Source organism: Yimella radicis (assembly GCF_054778255.1).
On sequence record NZ_BAAGZR010000010.1, the window covers coordinates 226,695 to 244,599 of the forward strand.

Here is a 17,905-nt window from a genome sequence, read left to right on the forward strand (position 1 = left end):
GGCCCGCTTCTCACTGCGGAGGTCCCACATGTCAGACGCCATCAGCCTCGACGAACTGCTCAAGGACTCCCCCTCGAACTGGGGCAAATGGGGCCCGGACGACGAGGTCGGTTCGCTGAACTACCTCACCGATCAAGAGGTGTTGCGTGGCATCAAGTCGGTCACCAAGGGCGAGGTGCACACCCTCCAGCGCTTGATCAACGACCCGAAGGGCGACCCGGTGTGGCCAGGCCGCGCCCCCGCGGAGCGCACGATGCTGCTGGACGAGGCCACCTGGGACAGCGACGACGCACCCCAGTATCCCGGCGGCCTGCACTACGCCGACGACAAGATCAACGCCTTCCTGCAGGGCTCCACGCAGTACGACGCCCTCGGCCACGTCTGGTACGGCGGCAAGCTGTGGAACGGCTACGACGCCCGCACCACCGTCGGCGGCATGGACAAGGCCAGCGTCGAGCCGATCGCGCAGCGCGGTGTCGTCGGACGCGGCATCCTGCTCGACATGGCGCGGTTCGTCGGCAAGGACGCGATGGACAAGGGTGAGACCTTCACCCACGAAGACCTCGTCAAGTGCGCCGAGGCCCAGGGCACGACGATCGAGAAGCACGACATCATCGTGATCCGCACCAACTTCATCCAGCGCTTCTTCGACGAGGGTGAGAAGTTCTACGAGGGCTTCAACGAGCCCGGCCTGGTCTACAGCCCCGAACTCGTCGAGTGGTTCCAGGACATGGAGATCCCCAACCTGGTCACCGACACGATCGCCAACGAGGTCACCTACGACCCGAACAACGGCGTCGCCCTCGTGCTGCACAACGCGCTCATGCGCAACCTCGGCGTCACGCTCACCGAGATCTGCGACCTGGAGACGCTCGCGGAGTCCAGCGCGCAGGACAAGCAGTACACCTTCCTGTACGCCGCCGCTCCCCTGAAGGTGCACCGCGCCACCGGTTCGCCGGTCAACCCGCTCGCGATCAAGTAGCAGCGAGCACGAGAGGACCTGACGCAGAATGAGCAACGCCGAGCACCCCTGGCTGGCGCGGTACGAGGACGGTCAGCCGCACCGCATCACCGCCGACCGACCTGACATGTTGTCGCTGTGGCGTGAAGCCGTGAAAGCCGCACCGGACGACACCGCCGTCCTGTGGTTCGACCGCGCATTGTCCTGGAAGGAGATCGACGAGCGATCCGACACGCTCGCAGTCTTCCTGCAGGAGAGCGGTTTTGCCGAGGGTGACCGGCTTGCTCTCTACCTGCAGAATCATCCCGCTTTCCTCATCGGGTTGGTCGCCGCGTGGAAGGCCGGTGGCTGCGGCGTCGCGATCAACCCGATGAGCAAGGCCCGCGAACTCACCTACCTGCTGGGTGACTCCGGTGCCGTGGCGGTGCTGTGCCACGACGAGCTGTACGACCAGGTCGTCGCGGGCGTGGTCGAAAGTGGGCAGACGTCCGTCCGCACCGTGGTCAGCGTCAACCCGCTCGATGAACAGAGCCGCGACGACGAGCGCCTGTTCGCCGACGTCCGCCGGGGCGACGCCCCCGAGGGCACGACCGCGCTGTCGCAAATCATCGAGGAGTACGCCGGGCGCGAGCCGAGGACGCGCACCCCTGCCCCGGACGACATCGCGGTGCTGACGTACACCTCCGGCACCACCGGTGTACCGAAGGGTGCGATGAACACCCACGCCAACATGGCGTTCAACTCCTCCACCTATCTGCGGTGGATGAAGCTCACCAGCGAGGATCGCGTGCTCGGCATCGCACCGCTGTTCCACATCACCGGGCTCGTCGGGCACGTGGGGGCGGCGATCGCGGCTCGTTGTCCACTGGTGCTGGCCTACCGCTTCGAGCCGAACGTCGTGCTCGACACCTTGCGTGAACACCGCCCGACGTTCACCATCGGATCCATCACGGTCTTCATCGCGCTGTCCTCGACACCCGGCGTCAGCAAGGACGACTTCTCCTCATTCCGGCTGATCTACTCCGGTGGCGCACCGATCGCGCCGGCGGTGACCGACCGGTTCGAGAAGCTGTCCGGTCACTACATCCACAACGCCTACGGTCTGACCGAGACGAACTCGCCGACGCACTGCGTGCCGGCTGGATCAAGGGCTCCGGTCGATGAGGATTCAGGTGCACTGTCAGTGGGAGTCCCGGTGTACGACACCGTTGTTCGCATTGTCGGCGAGAACGGCGAGGAGCTTGCGCCGGGTGAGGTCGGCGAGATCTGCAGCAGTGGTCCACAGGTCATCCCGGGCTACTGGAACAAGCCGGAGGCGACCGCGGAGTCACTGCCGGGCGGCGAACTGCGCACCGGTGACGTCGGATTCATCGACGCGGACGGCTGGTTCTACATCGTCGATCGCAAGAAGGACATGATCAACGCGTCCGGCTACAAGGTCTGGCCGCGCGAGGTCGAGGACGTCCTCTACACCCACCCGGACGTCCGGGAGGTCGCGGTCGTCGGCGTGCCCGACGAGTACCGCGGTGAGTCGGTGAAGGCGTACGTGTCGCTCAATGACGGCTCGTCGACCACCCCCGAGGAACTGGTGCAGTTCTGCAAGGAACGCATGGCCGCCTACAAGTACCCGCGACACGTCGATCTGATGGACGAACTGCCCAAGACCACCACGGGCAAGATCCTGCGCCGGCAATTGCGCGACGACGCGAAGACGGGTTCGGCTGCGAGTCAGTAGTCTGCGCGCATGAGCGAGGTTGGTGCGGTGCTCCCCCGGTCGGCGATCAGCTGGCTGGTCGTCGAGGGTCGACCATGGCCGGTGTGGCACGCCGTCGACGGCAGTCGGTTGTACGTCGTGAGTGGCCCCGACGAGCAGCAACTGCCCGTGCTGCCTGAGCAGATCGAGGTCATCCTGCGTACCAAGGACACCCGCGCCCGGGTCGGCCCGGTGCCTGCGAGCGCCTTCCGGCTGCGTCCGGGCGTGCCGGCCTGGGAGCCCGCGATCACCGCTCTGATGGGCGCGCGCCAAGGCGCTCCGGGTCAACAAGTGCTGGACCGGTGGAAGGCCTCCTGTGCGGTCTGGGCGATCGACGTCGATGTCGACGCCCCGGTCCCGCAACCCGGCGCGAACGAGCCTTCCGGTGCCCGTCCGCCGGAGCAGACGCCCGCGACGACCGACCGTTGGCGGCCACGACACTTCGGACGGCTACGCCGCAGACACTGAATCCCCTTCGGGGACATAGGCTGACCTGTTGTGAGCACCCGGATCTTCGTGTCGAGAATCGCCGGGCTGACCGTGCTCGACCCCCTGGGCGACCGCGTCGGCCTGGTTCGCGACGTCGTGGTGAGTTTCACCGGTCGCAATCCCCGCGCCATCGGCCTGGTCATCGAGGTGCCGGGCAAGAAGCGCGTGTTCCTGCCGATGACCCGCGTGACCAGCATCGACCCCGCAGCCCTGATCAGCACGGGTCTGGTCAACATGCGCCGGTTCGAGCAGCGCGCCACCGAGACGCTCGTGCTCGCGGAGATGTTCGAGCGCCGGGTCACCGTGAATGACCCGGACGGCAGCTTCGAGGCGGTCGTCGAGGACATCGCGATCGCGCGCAATGCGCGCCGCGACTGGATCCTGACCAAGGTGTTCGTCCGGCAGAGCGGCCAGGCGCAGTCGTCCACCAGCCGGGCCGTGTCCCGCCTGATCCGCCGGCGTCCCGGCACGACCTCGCTGGTCGACCTCGATCAGGTGCAGGGCCTGCGCCGTCAGTCCGGGGCGCAGAGTGCCGAGCGCCTGCTGGAGACCTACGAGGACCTGCGCGTGGCCGACCTCGCCGAGGTCATCCACGACCTCAACCCCAAGCGCCGGGCCGAGGTCGCCGCTGCGCTCGACGACAGCCGACTGGCCGACATCCTTGAAGAGCTGCCCGAGGAGGATCAGATCGAGATCATCGGCGGCCTCGAACGAGGACGGGCCGCCGACGTCCTGGAGGCCATGGAACCGGACGACGCGGCCGACCTGCTCGCCGACCTACCGCCGGAGCAGGCCGAACACCTGCTGCAGTTGATGGCCCCGGACGACGCCGCCCCGCTGCGCCGGTTGATGACCTACGAGGAGAACACCGCCGGCGGCATGATGACGTCCGAGCCGGTGATCCTGGGCCCGGACGCCACGATCGCCGAAGCGTTGGCGATGATCCGCCGCGAGGAACTTGCGCCGACGCTCGCCTCAGCAGTCTTCGTCTGCCGCCCACCGCTTGAGACACCGACCGGACGCTTTATCGGCCTGGTGCACGCCCAGCGACTGTTGCGGGAACCGCCGAACACCTCGGTCGGGATGGCGGTCGACCAGACGGTCGAGGCGATCCCGGTGGATGCCAACCTCGAGGAAGTGACGCGCACGCTGGCCACCTACGACCTTGTCGTGTTGCCCGTGGTCGATGAGAATGGGTACCTGTTGGGCGCGGTCAGCGTCGACGACGTGCTCGACCACATCCTCCCGGACGACTGGCGCGAAGGTCGGCACGACGTCCGCAGCGCTTCCTCCGTCAACCGTTCGGGAGGTGGTCTGCGATGAGCGAACGTGCCGAGCGCCCGGACAAGAAGATCGACCGCAAGCAGACCGTGCGGCGCGAGACGTCGAGTTCACGCCTGGACCAGCCGCGCGAACTGCGGCGACGGTTCTTGCCACGGCCCGGCGTCGATGCCGAACGGTTCGGGGTGCTGTCCGAGCGGTTTGCGCGGTTCATGGGAACGCCGGCGTTCCTGCTCTACATGACGGTGTTCGTCGCCCTCTGGCTGGCCTGGAACACCTTCATGCCGGAGGCGGCGCAGTTCGACCCGCGTGCATTGAACTACACCCTGCTGACGCTGATCCTGTCGTTGCAGGCGTCGTACGCCGCTCCGCTGATCCTGCTCGCGCAGAACCGACAGGACGACCGTGACCGCGTCGCTCTGGAACAGGACCGTGGACGCGATGAGCGCAACCTAGCCGACACCGAGTTCCTCACCCGCGAAGTCGCATCGCTGCGACTTGCGTTGCGCGACACCGCAACTCGCGACTTCGTCCGAAGCGAGCTGCGCAACCTGCTGGAGGAGATGGAGGAGCGCGGGATTCTCGGCCAGCCCACGGAGTCCGAGCAGAAGCCGCGCAAGAAGAAGGACAAACCGCAGCGGAGTGAGTCAGGCACGGCCGCATTGGGGTGATCGCGCTCAGGCGCCTACCATGGAAAGCATGTCTGTCGCCCCCACACTCGATGCCGTCCGCGCTGCACTCGCGACCGTCGAGGACCCTGAGATCCGAAAGCCCATCACCGACCTCGGCATGGTGGAGAGCGTCGACATCTCCGACTCCGGCCACGTCAGCGTCACGATCCTGTTGACGATCTCCGGCTGCCCGCTGAAGAGCAAGCTCACCTCCGACACCACCGCTGCCGTGCAGCGGGTCGAGGGCGTCACCGGCGTCGAGGTGCGTCTCGGCGTGATGAACGACGAGCAGCGCGCAAACCTCAAGGCGTCGCTGCGCGGCGGAGCTGCGGAGAAGGAGATCCCGTTCGCCAAGCCCGGTTCACTCACCCGGGTGTATGCGGTCGCGTCCGGAAAGGGTGGTGTCGGCAAGTCGTCGGTCACCACCAACCTCGCTGCTGCGATGGCCCAGAACGGCCTTCGGGTCGGCGTGGTCGACGCCGACATCTACGGCTTCTCGGTGCCGCGCATGCTGGGCGTCGACCAGAAGCCGACGCAGGTCGACGACATGATCCTGCCGCCGATCGCCAACGACGTGAAGGTCATCTCGATCGGGATGTTCGTCCCCGGCAACCAGCCGGTCGTCTGGCGCGGCCCCATGTTGCACCGGGCGTTGCAGCAGTTCCTCGGCGACGTGTTCTGGGGCGACCTGGACGTGCTGCTGCTGGACCTTCCGCCCGGCACCGGTGACATCGCGATCTCGGTTGCCCAGCTGATCCCGACCGCGGAGATCCTGGTTGTGACCACCCCGCAGCAGGCAGCCGCCGAGGTCGCCGAGCGCGCCGGTTCCATCGCGCTGCAGACCAAACAGCGCATCGCCGGTGTCATCGAGAACATGTCATGGCTCGAACTGCCCGACGGCACCCGCCAGGAGATCTTCGGATCCGGCGGTGGCCGGGCCGTCGCAGACTCACTGTCGCGCTCGGTCGGTGCGTCCGTCGAACTGCTCGGTCAGATCCCGCTCGACACCGCGTTGCGTGAGGGTGCCGACACCGGCGCCCCGGTCGTCCTCTCCCGTCCTGGCTCCCCCGCCGCAGTCGCGCTGCGCGCGATCGCCAAGGGCCTCGGGACGCGTGCGCGCGGGCTGGCCGGACGTTCGTTGGGCCTCACCCCGAGCGTCCGCTGACCCCGCTGGTCCGGACACTCCGCGGCGGTGTCCGGGCAGCTTGTTCCTTCATCCGTGCGACCGATCGCTACGAATACTCATCGCCCGTTTCGAAGCAAGGACGGTTCACAACGACAGGTTGGAGCTATGACAGTTTCCGATCGCGCAACCGATTTGGGCGTGCTGATCGCATCGTGCGCCGCCGGTGACCAAGACGCGTTCGCCAGGACATATGACCTGGCGTCGACCCGCGTTTACGGAATGGTGCTGCGTGTACTGCGCGATGAAGCTCTGACCGAAGAGGTCACCCAAGAGGTGTTTCTCGAGATTTGGCAGAAGGCGTCGTCCTTCCGTGGGGGCGGGACCGCGTGGGGCTGGGTGCTCGCCATCGCCCACCGACGCGCGGTGGACAGAGTCCGGTCTGTCGAGGCGGCTCGCCGCCGGGACGAACGGTACGCCAACGAGCCCGTCGGCGCCGCGGTTGGTCCTGAGGACACCGTGGTCGCGGCGGAGACAGGACTCGCCGTCCGGCAATGCCTGGAAACTCTCAGCGCAGTGCAACGCCACGCCATCGAACTCGCGTACTGGGCGGGGCTGACACAGCATCAGATTGCGGAGAAACTGGGCGCGCCGCTCGGCACGGTGAAGTCCAGGGTGAGGGACGGACTGCGAGAACTGGCCGCCTGTTTGCGAGGGGTGCACGGAGGAGACAATGTCTGAGTCGATTCACGATCTTGTCGGGGTCTACGCGCTCGATGCGGTCGACGACCTGGAAAGACGACGGTTCGAAACCCACCTGACCACCTGCGCGCGTTGTCGCAGCGAACTGGAACTCATGCGATCGACTCTGGAAGGATTCTCGCTCGACACAGCACAAGTGCCGCCGCCCGGGCTGAGGTCGAAGGTACTGGCGGCGTTCGCCGAGCACGTTGCACAGGAGACCGGCGCGGACGAGCGTGCGCCGGCACGCGGGCGCACCGGTGATCGCGTTCACCGGCCCGCGGCGGCGCGGCGTCGCGGAATCAGTAGGCGAGCGCTGCTCGTCGCAGGAGCGACGGCCGCGATCGCGGGCGTAGGGACAGTCACCGTGCGGCAACTGCGCGAACCGCAGTCGGCCAACCCCGCCGAGCAGATCCTGGCCGACGACCAGGCACGCCGGAGCACAGCCACCTACCGCGGTTCACAGGTGACGGTGGCCTGGACGTCGGACGGTCTCGGCGCCGTTCGTTTCGACCCGGTCCCGCAGTCGATTGCGGGGAAGGCGTACACGATGTGGCTGATCAACGGCGCAGGCGGTACGGCCAATGCGGGAGCGCTGACGACGTCGCAGATGTCGCACAGGTCGTCGGTATCGATACAGCTGCGAGGTGACCTGCGACGGGCCAAGACATTCGGAGTCACCCTCGAACCGAGCGGTACCACCCCGCAGGCACCGACCTCCCCGCCGCTCTTCGTGGTCGAACTCGTTTGAGGCAGCCGGTCGGTCACGCCGAGACCGTGCTCCGGGCGTGTTCGTCGGTGACCTCGCCCGGATCCCATCGCAACAGATCGCCCGGTTGGCACTCGAGCACCTCGCACAACGCCTCGAGCGTCGCCAACCGAACGGCCTACGCCATCGACGTAGTGGAAGGAGTCGTGGGAGAACACTGTGCCTCGACGTGCCATCGTCAGCAACCGCCAACCGATGACGTCGCGCAACGTGCGCACCACCACTGATCCATGACGACTCCCTCTCCGACCTCTTGCACACCACTACTGCTCATCGAGCAACGATGTTGATCGTTCGTAAAACGATAGGAGCGTCAAGGATTCAGGTGGCGTCGTCGTCGTACGGGGTGGCGCGGTCGGGGTCGTAGCGCATCGGTTCCCAGGTGGAACCCATGTCGTCCATCATCGGGTCGTGCTGCCCGGGGGCCTCGGCCGCGTCGTCGTCCTCGTCGAACAGCGCCTGCCGGACGATCTTGCGGGGGTCGTACTGCCGCGGGTCGTACTGCCGCCAGTTGATGTCGGCGTACTCGGGGCCGATCTCGTCCTTGAGCTGCGACTTCGCGCCTTCGGCATACTCGCGTGCCTGCTTCACCCAGCCGCGCAACTTCGCCACGTATTCGGGCAGTCGCTCGGGGCCGATCAGAAAAGCGGCCAGGCAGACGAGAAGGACGAACTCCCAGGTGTCGATACCGAACACTGGTGTTCTCTCCTTCCCTCGTCCGCAGGCCGAAGCAAAGCCTACGACGTCCTGTGCACCGAAGACGCCGGGTGGCGGTTCAACTGCCGGCGGCGGTGCGCATTGTCACGGACTTCTGTTCACCGCCGGTCTTGAATCCGACGGTGATCGTGTCGCCGATCTCCTTGGAACGCAAGGTCACCAGGAAGGTCTTGGGGTCCTTGGTGGCCACACCGTCGATCGAGGTGATCACGTCTCCCTCCTTGATCCCGGCCTTCGCAGCCGGCCCGTCGGGGTTGACCTTCGAGACCTTCACACCGTCGCCGGAGTAGCCGGGGTCGAAGTCGACACCGATGACCGGGTACTCGGCCTTGCCGGTACGGATGAGCTGATCGGCCGTCCGGCGAACCTGGTCCGCGGGGATGGCGAACCCCAGGCCGATGCTTCCTCCGCTGCGCGAGGAGTAGATCGCGGAGTTCACGCCGATGACATTTCCCCGCAGATCCAACAGCGGGCCACCGGAGTTTCCCTGGTTGATCGCCGCGTCGGTCTGAATCGCGTTCATGTAAGAGCGGGAGTTGGACTCACTGCTGGCGCCTCCGGACGAGTCGTCGCCGCCGGTGACGACGGGCCGATTCAGCGCACTCACGATGCCGGTGGTGACCGACCCGGTGAGGCCGAGCGGAGCACCCACCGCGATCACCGACTGGCCGACCTTCAGGTCGTCGGACTCGCCGAGTTCCAGCGCCGGAAGATCCTTGCGCTCCACTTTCAGGACCGCGAGGTCGTACGTCGGGGAGACCCCGACGATCCGGGCGTCCGCTTCCGACTGGTCGGAGAACAGGACCTTGAGCCCGGCGCCGTCACCACCTGCGGACGCGACGTGGTTGTTGGTGACGATGTAACCGTCCGAGCGCAGCACGAAGCCGGATCCGCTGCCCCGCGGAACCCCGGACGAACTGCTGATCCTGATTGTGACGACGCTCGGCAGAGCCTTGTTCGCGATGGCTTCGACATTGCCGGCGGCTACGCCTGCGGATGGTGAATCTTGTTGATCTGCAAGTTCATTGCCGACGAATCCGCCGACACCGCCGCACAACAGAGCAAGCAGCGCGGCGCTCGCGATCAACAGACCGGTCCGCCGGGGAGGACGTGGTGCGGGTGCCTGCGGACCATCACCAGGACCGAGCACCGGCGGCGCCGCAAATGGGCCGGGGGCGCTGCCTGTCGGGTTCTCTGCGCCGGAGCCAGGCGTGGCCGGGCCGTGCGAGTGCGGGGCAACGCCCGGGCGCGGGATGGGAAGGGGTCTGGATCGCGGGTCCTGCGACATGGTGTCCATTCTCGATCGTGACCCGGTCGTGCACCGACGCGGGGCAGAGGCCGGTCGGGACCCACTTCTGCGGGGACTACGGACGCGGCGAGCCGGGAGCGTTCTGCTCGAAACCGATCACCCGCGCCATCGGCGCCTGCCCCGTGGCCGGCTGACTGCGCATCACCGGCATGCGAGCGGGCGTGCCGTTCTGCACCGGAGCATGAATGGCGACGACGGCCGCGCTGATGCAACCGACGACGGCCAGCGCCGCGATACCGATCGGCTTGCGCGCGGAGACGTACTGAGCGGGCGCGTGGCAGGGAATCGTCGCCGGCGATTTGGACGAGGACCGTCGGGTCGGCATCGGTTGGGTCGGCAGATCACCCAGACTGAGCAGTCCGGCCATGAAGTCGGAGTCGCCGCGAGGCGCGTTGGCCGGAACCCCGCGCATCCGCTCGATGAGATCCCGCTCGGCGGCCACCTTCGAGCGACAGCACTGGCACGCGACCAAGTGCCGCTCAAGGACGGTTGCCGTCTTGGCGTCGAGGACTGCGTCGACGTAATCGACGAGCACGTCGTGCTCGGGACAGATCATCCGCCGACCTCCACGGGCCGCCCCAGACCGAGCGAGGTGCGAGCGGGGACGACCGGTTCGACCGGGCGAACCGCGGGGTCGCGGTGCGCCAGGGCGGCACGCAGTTGGGCGCGGCCGCGGTGAATGCGGGATCGGACGGTGCCCAGCTTGACGTCCAGCGTCGCGGCGACTTCTTCGTAGGACAGGCCCTCGATGTCGCAGAGCACGACCGCGGCGCGGAAGTCGGGCGACAGTGCATCGAGCGCACGCTGGATGTCGTCGTCGAAGTGTGCGTCGGCGTACAACTGCTCCGGGCTGCCGGTGCGGCTGACCAGCCGGGCGGCGGCGTCGTCGGACAAGGCGTCGAACCGGATGCGCTGCTTGCGGCGCATCTTGTCCAGGAAGACGTTGGTGGTGATGCGGTGCAGCCAGCCCTCGAAGGTGCCGGGACGGTATGAGCCCAGGGAGCGGAACACCCGGACGAAGACATCGTGCGTGAGGTCTTCGGCGTCGTGGACATTGCCCGTCAGGCGGTAGGCCAACCGGTAGACCCGCGTGGAGTGCTCGGCGACGATCTCCTCCCAGGTCGGCGGCTGCCAGCCTGCCGGGGCCTGGTCGGGCACCACTGTCTTGGTTCGCTTCAACGTCGTCCTATCGGGCGTTGCGGTCATGTCGTTGTCCCCCAGTTCGTCCAGTCGTTGCGCGGCTCCAGCCTCACCCACCCGGCTGTGTGTCAGCTGTGTGACCGCGGTGCAGGTGCTGTCGAGCCCACCGACTGGACGCCCGAGAGCGTCATTCGGTTCAACGATCGGTCTCGCTTGTTTGTTTCCCCTGATCGATTCCGCATCCATTTTCGCACTGTCGGGCGCGCCAAGTAGATTTGTCAGCCATGACATCCATGCGACCCGGTACCTGGACCTACGCCGAGGAGTTCACGGTCGAACCGGAGCACATCGAGCGCGCGCGATCCCGTGGCGACGAGCTCGGATGCGTCCCCGTCGGCACCGGCACGGGAGCGGCCCTGCGCATGCTGACCGCGTCCTGCCAGGCCCGGTCCGTCGTCGAGATCGGCACCGGTGCCGGCGTGAGCGGCCTGTGGCTGCTGACCGGCATGCCGTCCGACGGCATCCTGACCACCATCGACATCTCCAGCGAGCATCAGCACGCCGCCAAGCAGGCGTTCGCCGAAGCGGGCTACCCACCGCAACGCACCCGCACGATCGTCGGCAGTGCGCTGTCGGTCCTGCCCCGGCTCACCGACGGTGGCTACGACCTGGTGCTCGTCGACGGCGAGAAGACCGAGTACCCCCAGTACGTCGAGCAAGCGCTGCGCCTGTTGCGTCCGGGCGGGGTGCTCGCGATCGACAACATGCTCTGGCACGACCAGGTCGCCGACCCGACCGCTCGCGACGAGGTCACCCGTACGCTGCGCGACCTCGGCAAGCAGTTGCGCGACGACTCAGATCTCGCCACCACGATGCTGCCCGTCGGCGACGGACTGCTGGTCGCGATCAAGCGCTGACCGTCCGGAACAGCACGAAAGTCCCGTGGATCAGTTGATCCACGGGACTTTCCGTCATCTGTACCGGGTGATCAGCCGATGCAACCCTTGATGGCGTCGCCCAGCGCCTGCGCCTCTTCGGCGTTCATCTCGACCACGAGTCGGCCACCGCCTTCCAGCGGCATGCGCAGCAGGATGCTCCGGCCTTCCTTGGTGACTTCGAGCGGGCCGTCGCCAGTCCTCGGCTTCATCGCCGCCATGGGTGCTTCCCCTTCCGCCGTGTGGCTTTCGTGACGGGCGCGTCGGCATCCACACAGTTCGTTTTTGTCTTGCCGATGACTCGGTGACGCACCCTTTACGCCGACCATTATCCCCCAGTGCGGGCGCGGGGAGGAAATTCGGCGGTCAACGAATTGCAACGATCCCCCGACCGGCCCCGGTCTGTCGCAACGGCGCCCATCCCACGCCGCGACAGACCGTGGCAGCATGTGGCCATGCTCGCCAGGTCCGCCGTCTTCGACATCTACGGCGACCACCTGCTGTCGAGCACGAAGTGGGCCCCCGTCGCGGCACTTGTGCAGCTCACCGGCGTCATCGACATCGCCCCGGCGGCGACCCGCACCGCGATCTCGCGCATGGCCCGCGAAGGCTGGCTCACCGCCCAGACCCGGGACGGCGCGCGCGGCTACGCGATGACCCCACGGGCCGCGCAGCGCCTGGCCACCGCCGGACAACGGATCTACGCCGACCACACGCCCGAGTGGGACGGTCGGTGGCACATCGTCGTCGTCGAACACAGCGGCGACCGGTCGGCTCGAGCCCGCGTCCGGGCCTCGATGGAGTACCTGGGCTACGCCAGGCTGGCCGTCGACACCTGGATCGCTCCCCGTGCGAGCGACGACCTCGCAGGCACCCTCGGGCCCGGCTATCGCGAGTTCCACTCAGAGTTGTCCGGTGACCCGCGGCAGTTCGCGTCGTCGATGTGGGACCTGGAGCAGATCGCCGACGCGCACCGACAGTACGACCGCTGGCTGACCGAACTGGTGCAGGGCTTCCCCGACGATGCGAGCGACGAAGAGCGTTATCTGACAAGGACGCTCGCAGTTCACGAGTGGCGCAAGTTCCTGTTCCGTGACCCCGGCCTGCCACCCGAGGTTCTACCCGACGCGTGGCCGGGCACCGTTGCGTCCGAGCGCTTCCGCGACGTGGCCGCCCGGCTGCGGCCGGGAGCGTCCGCGTACGTTGAGTCCTGTATCCGCACCGCACTCGGCCGGGCCTGAAAGCCCGTCCGTGGCCTGATCAACCAAGGAGAACGTCCATGACCGAGGCCCCTGTCGTCGTGGAGCGGGACGGCGGTGTCGCGACCGTTCGGATCAACCGCCCGAACGAGATGTGCGCGCTGGACATCCCGACCAAGGATTTGCTGCTGTCGTCGTTGCAGGCGACTGCTGAGGACGAGAGCGTGCGGGTCGTCGTGCTCACCGGCACCGGCCGCGCCTTCTGTGTCGGCCAGGACCTCAAGGAACACCTCGGGCTGCTCGAACTCGGTTCGGACGCACTCGACACCACCGTCGAGGAGCACTACAACCCGATCGTCGAGTTGCTGTCAACCATGAACAAACCGGTGATCGCCGCGGTCAACGGTGTTGCTGCCGGCGCAGGCGCTGCCTTCGCCTTCGCCGCCGACCTACGCGTGCTGCGCGCGAGCGCTGGTTTCAATCTGGCGTTCACCGGTATCGCTCTATCCTGCGACTCCGGGTCCTCGTGGACGCTGCAGCGTCTGGTCGGTATCGCCAAAGCGAAGGAGCTGCTGTTCTTCCCGCGCACCGTCAAGGCCGACGAGGCCCTCGAACTCGGGTTGGCGACCACGGTCGTCCCCGACGATGAATTCGATTCCGCCGTCGCCGAATTGGCTCAGCGGTTAGCATCGGGACCAACGATCGCGTACGGATCCGTCCGGCGCGCGGTCGGATTCGCGGCAACTCATGAGCTGTCCGAATCGTTGGCCAAGGAAGCCGAGTTGATGAAACTCACCGGGGGCACGGCCGATCACCGCTCGGCCGTGGACGCGTTCATCGCGAAGAAGCCACCGGTGTTCGAGGGACGCTGAGCACGAAGTCGAGGAAGTAGGGCACATGGACTGGACGACACTCTTCTGGATCGTCGCCGGACTCGCCCTGATCGGGCTCGAGGTCCTCGGCGGCGAGTTCGTCCTGCTCATGCTCGGCGGTGGCGCTCTCGCAGCAGCCGGCACCTCCGCGGCCGGCGCCGACACCTGGGTCAGTGCCGTGGTGTTCGCAGTCGTCTCGATCGCCCTGCTGCTGCTGGTCCGTCCGCCGCTCAAGCGACACTTCCTGTCCGGACCGATGCACGCGATGAACACCGACGCCCTGCTCGGCGCACGCGCAGAAGTGGTCGAACAGGTCACCGAGGACGGCGGCCTGGTGCGGATCGGCGGCGACATCTGGACTGCTCGTCCGGCTCGACCGGACATGACCTTCGAACCCGGCGAGAAGCTCGTCGTGGATCGGATCGACGGTGCTGTTGCCGTCGTTGACAGCGACAATTTCGGGGAGAACTGAATGGAACCGTTACTCATCATCGCGGCGATCATCGCCATCCTGGCGGTCATCATCGTGGTCAAGTCGGTGGCCGTGGTGCCGCAGGCGGAAGCAGCCGTCGTCGAGAGACTCGGCCGATACACCAAGACGGTGTCGGGGCAGCTGCTGTTCCTCATGCCGTTCGTCGACCGGATCCGCGCTAAGGTCGACCTGCGCGAACGGGTGGTGAGCTTCCCCCCGCAGCCGGTGATCACCGAGGACAACCTGACGGTCAACATCGACACTGTCGTCTACTTCCAGGTGACCGACCCCCGCTCTGCCGTCTACGAGATCAACAACTACATCGTCGGCGTGGAGCAGTTGGCCACCACGACTTTGCGTAACGTCGTCGGTGGCATGACGCTGGAGGAGACGCTCACCTCCCGTGAGGTCATCAACACCCAGCTGCGTGGCGTCCTGGACGAGGCCACGTCCCGCTGGGGTCTGCGCGTCGCCCGTGTCGAGTTGAAGTCGATCTTCCCGCCGCCCTCCATCCAGGAATCGATGGAGAAGCAGATGAAGGCGGATCGCGAGAAGCGTGCAACCATCCTGGCCGCCGAGGGTCATCGCGAGTCGGCGATCAAGTCGGCCGAGGGTGACAAGCAGAGCCAGATCCTCGCCGCAGAAGGTGCCAAGCAGGCCTCCATCCTCGCCGCCGAGGGTGACCGTCAGTCGCGCATCCTGCGCGCCCAGGGTGACCGTGCCGCGCTGTACCTTCGGGCCCAGGGTGAGGCCAAGTCCATCGAGAAGACGTTCGCCGCGATCCGTGCGGCCAAGCCGACGCCCGAACTGCTGGCGTACGAGTACCTGCGTCAGATCCCGGAGATGGCCAAGGGCGAGGCGAGCAAGGTGTGGGTCGTGCCGAGCGACTTCGGTTCAGCGTTGCAGGGCTTCGCGAAGTCCTTCGGGCAGCAGAGCGACGACGGCACCTTCCGCTACGAGATGCCGTCCTACGAGGACGTCCCCAAGGTGGACGAGGACGAGGTCGAGGAATGGTTCGACCTCAGCCGCGACCCGGCTGTCGCCAAGGCCGTCGCCGAGGCCGAAGCCGTCGCCCGTCAGTCCGTCGCCGGCGACATCATGGAGGAGGACGCCAAGCGTCGCTCAGAGCGCCGTGCCGACCGTCAGGCAGCCAAGGACCAGGCGGCCGTGCGGAACCAGCAGCCCGCCGCGCAGGATCCACGGGCGATCACCGGCGGTGACGGTGGCTCGACCCAGGCTCACCCGACACTGCCGCCGCAGCAGGCTCCCGACGGCTTCGGCCAGGGCGTCCAGTTGCCCAAGCACCCGGGGCAGCAGGACTGACCCATCCGCTTCACCGAACAGCCCCGCCGATCACCGGCGGGGCTGTTCGTTTCGGACGTTCCTCACCTGGTCTCGATCGCGGCACTCCGCTAACGCTCCGCACCTACTCGACCAGCGTGTGGGTAAGTCTCGTAATGCTCCGCACCTACTCGACCAGCGTGTGGGTAAGTCTCGTAACGCTCCGCACCTACTCGACCAGCGTGTGGGTAAGTGTCGTAACGCTCCGCACCTACTCGACCAACGTGTGGGTAAGTCTCGTAACGCTCCGCGCCCACTCGACCAGCGTGTGGGTGAGTCTCGTCCTAATCTGCCTTGGTGTCAGATCGCGCTGTCGGCGGGCGGGGTGAAGTGCAGCAGTTCGTCCACCCACCAGATCTGCCAGCCGAGGAAGACGACAGCCCAGGCGGCGGTACGCCAGCCGACCAGCAACCGGTCCCCCGACCGCTGTTGCGCGGCCCCGACCAGGATCGCGGTGATCGGCCAGAGGAACAGCAGGAAACGGAAGGTGCTGCTCCAGACGTCCACGATGGCCAGCAGGTACAGCGAGTACGACACCATCCACGCGCGCAGCACGAAACCCAGTCCGCGCGACCAGGGCCCCGTCATCATCATGAACACGACGGTGACCAGGACGAAGAGCACGATGACGCCCCTGCCCTCACCGAACAGGATCTGGAAGTTGGTGTACCAGGGCTTGAACGGCACGACGTCTCCGGCACGCCACCCGGCCTGGGTGCGCGTGTAGGCGTCCAACTCCCCTGTGCGCCAAGCAGCCACGGCCGGCCAGGCAAGGCCGCAGATGCCGGTCGCGATCAACGTCCCGGACGCGCCCAGGACGTCACGAGGGCGCAGCCGCAGATCGTGCCGGCGCAGCACCATTCGCAGCAGCACCGCCAGCACGACCCCGACGAGCGACAGAGCGATCGGTCGTTCGAAGCCGAGCAGCAGCGCGGTGGCGCTCGCTGTCAACCAGCGTTCCCTGGTGATCGCCCACAGGAAGATGGTCAGCAGCAGAATCCCGAGTGACTCGGTGTAGGTCATCTGCAGCACCGGCGACGAGGGCGCCACCGAGAACAACAGCGTGGCGGCGAACGCGCCGCGCGCACCGATCCGTTCACGCAACAGCACGCTCATCAACACGACAGCGGCACCGGCACAGGCGATCGAGATCAGTGATCCCGCGGCGCCGAACGACAACCCGCTGACCAGCATCAGTCCCGCTGTCATGGCCGGGTAGAGCGGCAGGAACGCCCAGGTGTTCTGCGCGACCTCGCCTTCCTGGTCGAGCGGCAGCACCTTCGGGTAGCCCTCACGGATAATCTGCTCGTACCACTTGCCGTCCCACGAATGGACGATGTCCCAGTAGCCGAGCGGTCCGCGCTCCTCCCGGTAGGCGACCACCATCTCGCCCGTGTGCGGCGCAATGCGGGCCATCAGCACCGCCGAGAACAACCGCGCGAGCAGGAACACGCCGAGGACCCACCAGCCCAGGTGGGCGTCGACGGACCGACCCAGACGCTGCTGGACGCGCATCAGCGCCGAACAGGCTGCCAGGCTCATCGCGGCTCTGCGTGCCGGTGACATCCGGCGAGATGATCGTCGACGAGACCGCATGCCTGCATGGCTGCATACATGGTGGTCGGCCCGACGTGCGCGAAACCGTTCTGTTTCAACGCTTTCGACAGTGCCACAGACTCTGGTGTCCGAGCCGGCACGTGGCTAGGGTGCGTCGGCGGACGGTGGTGCTGCGGGGCGAACGACCAGACGAATTCGTCGAGTCCGCCTCGCTCACGCAGGGTGAGCGTCGCCCGCGCGTTCGTGATCGCCGCGTCGATCTTGCGCCGGTTACGCACGATGCCGGCGTCCTTCATCAGCCGGTCGACATCGCCCTGGTCGAAGCAGGCGACTGCATCGGGGTCGAACTCGGCGAAGGCCGCGCGGAACGCGGGTCGTTTGCGCAGGATCGTGATCCACGCGAGGCCTGACTGGAAGGCCTCCAGGCAGATCCGCTCGTACAGCACCTGCTCACCGTGTACGGCCCGACCCCACTCGTCGTCGTGATACGCGAGATAGAGCTGATCGGACCCGGCCCACGCACAACGTGGTATGCCGTCCGGTCCGATAACGATTGCGTTGTCCCCCAAGGAAAT

General features: G+C 66.9%; 20 protein-coding genes and 1 pseudogene. 13 read left to right on the forward strand and 8 right to left on the reverse strand.

The window, feature by feature from the left end:
* The first annotated feature begins 28 nt into the window (after positions 1 to 28).
* The 8 genes from ACYU8W_RS10530 (at position 29) to ACYU8W_RS10565 (ending at position 7,770) form a co-directional block, all read left to right on the forward strand.
* Positions 29 to 982, forward strand: coding sequence for a cyclase family protein (locus ACYU8W_RS10530; RefSeq protein WP_141927771.1), 954 nt, complete (start codon positions 29 to 31; stop codon positions 980 to 982).
* A 28-nt stretch (positions 983 to 1,010) separates the two neighbouring features.
* Entirely contained in the window at positions 1,011 to 2,696 is a 1,686-nt protein-coding gene (locus ACYU8W_RS10535; protein WP_499468915.1) for an AMP-binding protein, read from the forward strand.
* Positions 2,697 to 2,705: 9 nt separating this feature from the next.
* The gene (locus tag ACYU8W_RS10540; protein WP_499468917.1) at positions 2,706 to 3,182 is read left to right on the forward strand and encodes a hypothetical protein; all 477 of its coding nucleotides are present in this window, start codon (positions 2,706 to 2,708) and stop codon (positions 3,180 to 3,182) included.
* A 30-nt stretch (positions 3,183 to 3,212) separates the two neighbouring features.
* Entirely contained in the window at positions 3,213 to 4,526 is a 1,314-nt protein-coding gene (locus ACYU8W_RS10545) for a magnesium transporter MgtE N-terminal domain-containing protein (protein ID WP_129627077.1), read from the forward strand.
* Positions 4,523 to 5,155, forward strand: coding sequence for a DUF1003 domain-containing protein (locus ACYU8W_RS10550; RefSeq protein WP_129627080.1), 633 nt, complete (start codon positions 4,523 to 4,525; stop codon positions 5,153 to 5,155). The genes ACYU8W_RS10545 and ACYU8W_RS10550 overlap by 4 nt, the downstream gene beginning before the upstream one ends.
* A gap of 28 nt (positions 5,156 to 5,183) precedes the next feature.
* Positions 5,184 to 6,320: an Mrp/NBP35 family ATP-binding protein gene (locus ACYU8W_RS10555; protein ID WP_499468920.1), complete on the forward strand. Its 1,137-nt coding sequence runs from the start codon at positions 5,184 to 5,186 to the stop codon at positions 6,318 to 6,320.
* A gap of 126 nt (positions 6,321 to 6,446) precedes the next feature.
* On the forward strand, positions 6,447 to 7,019 hold the full coding sequence (locus ACYU8W_RS10560; RefSeq protein ID WP_499468921.1) for a sigma-70 family RNA polymerase sigma factor: 573 nt from the start codon (positions 6,447 to 6,449) through the stop codon (positions 7,017 to 7,019).
* On the forward strand, positions 7,012 to 7,770 hold the full coding sequence (locus tag ACYU8W_RS10565) for an anti-sigma factor (protein ID WP_499468922.1): 759 nt from the start codon (positions 7,012 to 7,014) through the stop codon (positions 7,768 to 7,770). The genes ACYU8W_RS10560 and ACYU8W_RS10565 overlap by 8 nt, the downstream gene beginning before the upstream one ends.
* Before the next feature lie 13 nt (positions 7,771 to 7,783).
* Here ACYU8W_RS10565 and ACYU8W_RS10570 read toward each other — a convergent pair.
* From ACYU8W_RS10570 to sigE, 5 genes and pseudogenes are all read right to left on the reverse strand, one after another.
* Positions 7,784 to 7,906: pseudogene (locus ACYU8W_RS10570) on the reverse strand (helix-turn-helix domain-containing protein); the annotation flags it as partial.
* A gap of 203 nt (positions 7,907 to 8,109) precedes the next feature.
* Positions 8,110 to 8,484: a twin-arginine translocase TatA/TatE family subunit gene (locus tag ACYU8W_RS10575; RefSeq protein WP_499468923.1), complete on the reverse strand. Its 375-nt coding sequence runs from the start codon at positions 8,482 to 8,484 to the stop codon at positions 8,110 to 8,112.
* Positions 8,485 to 8,563: 79 nt separating this feature from the next.
* Positions 8,564 to 9,592: a S1C family serine protease gene (locus ACYU8W_RS10580; RefSeq protein WP_499468924.1), complete on the reverse strand. Its 1,029-nt coding sequence runs from the start codon at positions 9,590 to 9,592 to the stop codon at positions 8,564 to 8,566.
* A gap of 277 nt (positions 9,593 to 9,869) precedes the next feature.
* Positions 9,870 to 10,370, reverse strand: coding sequence for an anti-sigma factor family protein (locus ACYU8W_RS10585; protein ID WP_499468926.1), 501 nt, complete (start codon positions 10,368 to 10,370; stop codon positions 9,870 to 9,872).
* On the reverse strand, positions 10,367 to 11,020 hold the full coding sequence (gene sigE / locus ACYU8W_RS10590; protein WP_499469086.1) for an RNA polymerase sigma factor SigE: 654 nt from the start codon (positions 11,018 to 11,020) through the stop codon (positions 10,367 to 10,369). Before sigE ends, ACYU8W_RS10585 begins: the two co-directional genes overlap by 4 nt.
* Positions 11,021 to 11,238: 218 nt before the next feature.
* Between sigE and ACYU8W_RS10595 the strand changes: the two genes are divergently transcribed.
* Positions 11,239 to 11,871 carry an O-methyltransferase gene (locus ACYU8W_RS10595; protein ID WP_499468928.1) on the forward strand — a complete coding sequence of 211 codons (633 nt, stop codon included), beginning with the start codon at positions 11,239 to 11,241 and terminating at the stop codon, positions 11,869 to 11,871.
* A gap of 71 nt (positions 11,872 to 11,942) precedes the next feature.
* Here ACYU8W_RS10595 and ACYU8W_RS10600 read toward each other — a convergent pair whose 3' ends face one another.
* Positions 11,943 to 12,110: a DUF3117 domain-containing protein gene (locus ACYU8W_RS10600; protein WP_115923734.1), complete on the reverse strand. Its 168-nt coding sequence runs from the start codon at positions 12,108 to 12,110 to the stop codon at positions 11,943 to 11,945.
* A 234-nt stretch (positions 12,111 to 12,344) separates the two neighbouring features.
* On the opposite strand from ACYU8W_RS10600, the gene ACYU8W_RS10605 reads away from it, so the two are divergent.
* Genes ACYU8W_RS10605 through ACYU8W_RS10620 form a run of 4 tightly spaced genes read left to right on the forward strand, consistent with a single transcriptional unit; the run spans position 12,345 to position 15,755 of the window.
* Positions 12,345 to 13,130, forward strand: coding sequence for a PaaX family transcriptional regulator (locus ACYU8W_RS10605; RefSeq protein ID WP_129627099.1), 786 nt, complete (start codon positions 12,345 to 12,347; stop codon positions 13,128 to 13,130).
* A 38-nt stretch (positions 13,131 to 13,168) separates the two neighbouring features.
* On the forward strand, positions 13,169 to 13,960 hold the full coding sequence (locus ACYU8W_RS10610) for an enoyl-CoA hydratase-related protein (protein ID WP_499468930.1): 792 nt from the start codon (positions 13,169 to 13,171) through the stop codon (positions 13,958 to 13,960).
* A 25-nt stretch (positions 13,961 to 13,985) separates the two neighbouring features.
* Positions 13,986 to 14,432 (forward strand): NfeD family protein, encoded by a 447-nt coding sequence (locus ACYU8W_RS10615; RefSeq protein ID WP_239702269.1) that lies wholly within the window; start codon positions 13,986 to 13,988, stop codon positions 14,430 to 14,432.
* Entirely contained in the window at positions 14,433 to 15,755 is a 1,323-nt protein-coding gene (locus ACYU8W_RS10620; protein WP_499468933.1) for an SPFH domain-containing protein, read from the forward strand.
* A gap of 318 nt (positions 15,756 to 16,073) precedes the next feature.
* Here ACYU8W_RS10620 and ACYU8W_RS10625 read toward each other — a convergent pair whose 3' ends face one another.
* Both ACYU8W_RS10625 and ACYU8W_RS10630 read right to left on the reverse strand, forming a co-directional pair.
* A complete protein-coding gene (locus ACYU8W_RS10625; RefSeq protein WP_499468935.1) occupies positions 16,074 to 17,315 on the reverse strand; it encodes a hypothetical protein in 1,242 nt (413 codons plus the stop codon).
* On the reverse strand, positions 17,312 to 17,905 hold the full coding sequence (locus tag ACYU8W_RS10630) for a DNA-3-methyladenine glycosylase I (RefSeq protein WP_499469088.1): 594 nt from the start codon (positions 17,903 to 17,905) through the stop codon (positions 17,312 to 17,314). Before ACYU8W_RS10630 ends, ACYU8W_RS10625 begins: the two co-directional genes overlap by 4 nt.

What these genes read in the sequence shown, in the direction of transcription:
- ACYU8W_RS10530 (WP_141927771.1), top strand. Translation starts at nt 29, where the DNA reads ATGTCAGACGCCATCAGCCTCGACGAACTGCTCAAGGACTCCCCCTCG.
- ACYU8W_RS10535 (WP_499468915.1), top strand. Translation starts at nt 1,011, where the DNA reads ATGAGCAACGCCGAGCACCCCTGGCTGGCGCGGTACGAGGACGGTCAG.
- ACYU8W_RS10540 (WP_499468917.1), top strand. Translation starts at nt 2,706, where the DNA reads ATGAGCGAGGTTGGTGCGGTGCTCCCCCGGTCGGCGATCAGCTGGCTG.
- ACYU8W_RS10550 (WP_129627080.1), top strand. Translation starts at nt 4,523, where the DNA reads ATGAGCGAACGTGCCGAGCGCCCGGACAAGAAGATCGACCGCAAGCAG.
- ACYU8W_RS10555 (WP_499468920.1), top strand. Translation starts at nt 5,184, where the DNA reads ATGTCTGTCGCCCCCACACTCGATGCCGTCCGCGCTGCACTCGCGACC.
- ACYU8W_RS10560 (WP_499468921.1), top strand. Translation starts at nt 6,447, where the DNA reads ATGACAGTTTCCGATCGCGCAACCGATTTGGGCGTGCTGATCGCATCG.
- ACYU8W_RS10565 (WP_499468922.1), top strand. Translation starts at nt 7,012, where the DNA reads ATGTCTGAGTCGATTCACGATCTTGTCGGGGTCTACGCGCTCGATGCG.
- ACYU8W_RS10585 (WP_499468926.1), bottom strand. Translation starts at nt 10,370, where the DNA reads ATGATCTGTCCCGAGCACGACGTGCTCGTCGATTACGTCGACGCAGTC.
- sigE (WP_499469086.1), bottom strand. Translation starts at nt 11,020, where the DNA reads ATGACCGCAACGCCCGATAGGACGACGTTGAAGCGAACCAAGACAGTG.
- ACYU8W_RS10595 (WP_499468928.1), top strand. Translation starts at nt 11,239, where the DNA reads ATGACATCCATGCGACCCGGTACCTGGACCTACGCCGAGGAGTTCACG.
- ACYU8W_RS10600 (WP_115923734.1), bottom strand. Translation starts at nt 12,110, where the DNA reads ATGGCGGCGATGAAGCCGAGGACTGGCGACGGCCCGCTCGAAGTCACC.
- ACYU8W_RS10605 (WP_129627099.1), top strand. Translation starts at nt 12,345, where the DNA reads ATGCTCGCCAGGTCCGCCGTCTTCGACATCTACGGCGACCACCTGCTG.
- ACYU8W_RS10610 (WP_499468930.1), top strand. Translation starts at nt 13,169, where the DNA reads ATGACCGAGGCCCCTGTCGTCGTGGAGCGGGACGGCGGTGTCGCGACC.
- ACYU8W_RS10615 (WP_239702269.1), top strand. Translation starts at nt 13,986, where the DNA reads ATGGACTGGACGACACTCTTCTGGATCGTCGCCGGACTCGCCCTGATC.
- ACYU8W_RS10620 (WP_499468933.1), top strand. Translation starts at nt 14,433, where the DNA reads ATGGAACCGTTACTCATCATCGCGGCGATCATCGCCATCCTGGCGGTC.
- ACYU8W_RS10625 (WP_499468935.1), bottom strand. Translation starts at nt 17,315, where the DNA reads ATGAGCCTGGCAGCCTGTTCGGCGCTGATGCGCGTCCAGCAGCGTCTG.